The organism is uncultured Mucilaginibacter sp. (assembly GCF_903913935.1).
GTDB lineage: Bacteria > Bacteroidota > Bacteroidia > Sphingobacteriales > Sphingobacteriaceae > Mucilaginibacter.
Window position 1 is genome coordinate 1 of record NZ_CAIWNH010000442.1, and the last position, 4,168, is coordinate 4,168.

Annotated in this window: 3 protein-coding genes; all 3 read right to left on the bottom strand. The window is 42.5% G+C overall.

Going from position 1 to position 4,168, the window contains the following annotated elements; translation table 11 throughout:
- Positions 1–74 precede the first annotated feature (74 nt).
- Positions 75–2,531, bottom strand: coding sequence for a glutaminase family protein (locus QZY09_RS17595; RefSeq protein ID WP_295674498.1), 2,457 nt, complete (start codon positions 2,529–2,531; stop codon positions 75–77).
- A 186-nt stretch (positions 2,532–2,717) separates the two neighbouring features.
- Positions 2,718–3,482: a DUF1080 domain-containing protein gene (locus QZY09_RS17600; protein WP_295674500.1), complete on the bottom strand. Its 765-nt coding sequence runs from the start codon at positions 3,480–3,482 to the stop codon at positions 2,718–2,720.
- A gap of 121 nt (positions 3,483–3,603) precedes the next feature.
- On the bottom strand, positions 3,604–4,168 hold a 565-nt coding region (locus QZY09_RS17605), incomplete at its 5' end, for a sugar phosphate isomerase/epimerase (RefSeq protein ID WP_295674501.1).

A 4,168-nucleotide genomic window follows, 5' to 3' on the forward strand; every position in this document is an offset into this window, starting at 1 on the left:
CTTTTTTCTGTTAACAATCAGCAATGCTAAATTAGCTATTCATCGTTGTAGTACAATTGTTGCAAATTACACGCTTACTTAACCCATTTAGTTTTTAAAAGCTTCATAAAATAACCACCAACAACACTACGTGACTGGAAGCCCACCATTTTACCATCGGTTGTTTCGTGCCAGTCGCTGAGCGGAACGCGGGTTGGGGTTTCTGTTGCGTATTTATAAACAGGATCTATCAATGCTTTAAAGTCTTTTGGGTTATCTGCAAGAGTTGCTGTCCATAAGATCCAATCAGATTTGGTATAGGTTTTACGGCTATCGAGCGGCAGGCCGAATGTATTTTGTTTGTTAAGGTAATAGTTGATCTCGGTTTTATAAATAGCCGGAGGAAATAATTGAAGGCCCAAAACCTTATCCCATACCAGGTTATATTTCTGGCTCCAGCTATCTTTGCTGCCAAAAACGAGGCTGTAATGATCGCCTGCCTGTGCCAGGCTTTGCCATTTACCCGCCGCAGCAAGGGCAAAATTCCTGTAGTTTTTTGCTACAGCCTTTTTACCCAGCTTGTTGGCCATGTCTGCATAAGCGCCTAACGCAACAATAGCTTTTACTGATAAGTTGGCATTGCGGGCAAGGTGGCCTGCAAAATCATCGGTACATAACTGGTTACCTGGATCAATACCATTTATGCTTAAATAGGCGGCCCATTTAGTTAATGTTTTCCAGTGCTTTTTGGCATAATTTGCATTCCCTTCGGCTTTTACAATGGCCGCTGTCAGGATGATCATATTGCCCGATTCTTCAACCGGCATATTTTCGCCGTATGTTTGGCCATTGGCAACGGGGTATGTCCCAAGGTCGTGCGCTGCAAAATTATGGGGCCAGGCGCTGCTTTCACAATATTGAAAAATACCATTCAACATCCCTTCCAGCAAATGCGGATTATAAATCAGGTATAAAGGCGCCGACGGATAGGTTACATCAACCGTATTGATTGAACCATTGCTAAAGTTTTCTTTCGACAAAAACAGGAGCTCGCCCTTCGGGCTTTTTAAAAGCTGGTGGGCTGCTATGCTTTGCCTGTAAGCCAGTACACACAGGTCGGCATAGTGTTTGCCGCCTGATTTTAGTGCGTCCGCATACATGCTTTTATTAAAGCTGTCGCATTTTTTCAATACTGATGAGTAATCTGCTGCCGCCCGGCTTAATTCCTTTTCAATGGTCTCCTTGCCGTCAGCTTTCCACCATGGTTTTAAATTCTGCCCGAAATACTGAACAGAATAGAGGTCGTCATACCCTATCTCTACAGATTTTTCAACCGGGCTTGTGCCTACGCTACTAAAATTCAGTACTGTATTGAGTGAAAGTTGTTTGCCTTTACTGGCTGTTGAAGTATATTTTTTTGACAGAAATGAACCTAATGCTTCATTCTCGGGTGTTATATACTGAACTGTATTTTTTGAGTTAGGGGCTGCCACGTACATATAGCCCCAATCTATCCGCAGGTCGTCGCCCTTTTTCTTTAAAACGGGCTGAGCCGTTGTACCAGCCTTTAAAACAGACAATCCCGATGCGGTATATTTCTTCGCTGAAACTTCTTGTGAAGGTATATTAACAGCAATATCGCTGGATGCTGCCAGGAACACTTTTACATCGTGGTTCCTACCGTCATTAGCTTTTACTTTATAACTGATGTAAGAAACCGGCCTCGAAAACACATCCAGGTCGTTCATCAATAAAGGGGATGTGAAAGTTACCTCCAGATCGATCCCCACACATTTAAAATTATAAATGGTTTGGGTGGCATTTACCACTACGCTTTTTTGTTTGGCCAATAAAATATCGCTGGCCCATGGTTTTACTTCATCAACCAGCCCGGCATCCAGGTATGATCCGCCTGCTGTATTGGCAACATGGATAGCCAGCACATTCTCGCCCTGTTTAATTTTATTTTTAATTTTTTCCTTAAGAGGGATTAGTTTAAAATCGCTGGTCCAGCCGGTAGTATTATATATTTTCTCGCCGTTTAAATAAACTTCCACATTGTCGTCATGATAAAGTTTTAAAACCAGCTTGTTGATATCCGTATTATAGAAATTAAACTTGCGCCTCACCCAAATATCCTTACTGGTCCATAAGGTTTGTGCAACTTGCTTATCATCCGTAAAGGGGGCCGAACCTTTATTCCATTTGCTATCATCGTAACTAATTCCGGTCCAATCGCCTGAGGGCTCTGTTTCGGTATAGGCAGCCTGCCATTGCGCTTCATCAGCCGCGGGTATTAATGTTTTATAATATAAAGGCTCTTTACCCATAAAACGGTAAGTGGCGCCATCCACTTTAATTAAACCGATCAGTGGCTGATCTTTTCCCGTCCAGTGTTTTGTTGGTGACGCATTCAGTGTATCCCCGAAGGACCAGATACTGAAGTAAGTGTTATGTGTAATTAAGGGATAAGCTGGAGCTTTGGTAGCCTGGGCATTTAATTGAGCAGCTAACAGGATGAATGCGGCAAGTAACAGCAATGTTTTTTTCATAGACGGCACAGTTCATGGTTCATAGTTGATAGTTCATAGTTAGCTTCAACGTTGTGCTTAAGCAATGAATTATCAACAATGAACAAGTTTATAATGAAGTTCATTCAAAATAGTTCACGGTTTAAACTGCGTTTCAACAAAATTATTTTAGCATTTTGAACCATGAACTATCAAACATGAACCAAATTACAGCTCCCTTACCCAAATATTGCGGTAGCTAAGCGGGATGCTTTTATCGCCGTGGGCCTGTAATTTTATAGGGGCAGCGCCGTGGGCCTTGTATTCAGGCTTACCAATGTATAAGGTAGGCCCCCATAGTTCAAAATTATTTTCAACCAATACGCCGTTAAACAACACGGTTACAAGGGCTTTCGTTTTAACGGAGCCATCCGTATTAAAGGTTGGGGCTGTCCAGATCACATCGTAAGTTTGCCATTCGCCGTTTGGCCTTCCGGGGTTCGCCAAAGGGATAGCTTGTTTGTAAATGCTGCCAGCCATGCCATTAACATAGGTTTTGTTATTGTAAGGATCCAAAACCTGCAATTCATAACCATCATCGCCTTTGCCTGTCGAGGCTAAAAACACGCCGCTGTTACCGCGGCCCTGCCCGGCACCTTCAAGGCCTACAGGTTCGCGCCATTCAATATGAAGCTGGTAATTGGTGAAAGCCTTTTTGGTTTCAATATTGCCGTAATTTTTATTTACGGTAAGGATGCCGTCTTTCACATCCCATTTTGCAGGCGAACCATCATTATTTTGTACCCATTGGTCAAGGTTGGTGCCATCAAATAAAATGATCGCGTCAGATGGCGCGTCACCTGGCTTAGCTGCCGGGGTTACCACTTTTGGAACCGGATTCCATGTTTCGGTATCTTCAGGTTTTGCCTGCTGCGCATTTGCCATAAAAGAAGTGCCGGCCAATAATGCGGCGAGTAATACTGGATATTTCATATTTTAGTTTATTAGTTCATTAGTTCATTGGTGGTATGGTCGCTGGGCATTGTTTGATTTTAAATGAAAAGTCGTAAAAACTTAATCAACTCAATTAAACCCAATCAACTTAATCAATCAATCATACTCCTAACACATTCTTCACATAAGCAGCGCTTTTGCTGATGCTCACTATCGGATCTATATTGGTAAAATTCTCCTGTTCAACGATAAAGTGTTCCAAACCTGCCAGTTTTTTATAGCTCAGGATCTTTTTAAAGTCGATGGCGCCGTTGCCAATCTCTGTATTCAAGTTATGGTTGGTTTTGTCCATATCTTTTAAATGGCAAAGCGCAAACCTGCCGGGGTGCTGCTGAAATAGTTTTATCGGGTCCTGCCCGGCACGAACTACCCAATACATATCCATTTCCATGTGTACCAGTGCCGGATCGGTTTCTTTTAATATCACATCATAAAATGTAGTGCCGTCAACCGGTTTCCATTCAAAATTATGGTTATGATAGCCCAGCTTTAAGCCCGATTTTTTGCATATTTCAGCTGCCTTGTTCATTTTTTCGGCTACCTGTTTAAACTGATCCGCACTTTTAAGCACTTCCCCGTTTATGGAGGGAATGATCACATAAGTCATGCCTGTGATGTTGGCCGCTTCGATATAAGTTTCAAGGTCGTCAGTTTTGCCTTCCACA

Coding starts and splice junctions, on each gene's coding strand:
- QZY09_RS17595 (WP_295674498.1), bottom strand. CDS start 2,531: ATGAAAAAAACATTGCTGTTACTTGCCGCATTCATCCTGTTAGCTGCT.
- QZY09_RS17600 (WP_295674500.1), bottom strand. CDS start 3,482: ATGAAATATCCAGTATTACTCGCCGCATTATTGGCCGGCACTTCTTTT.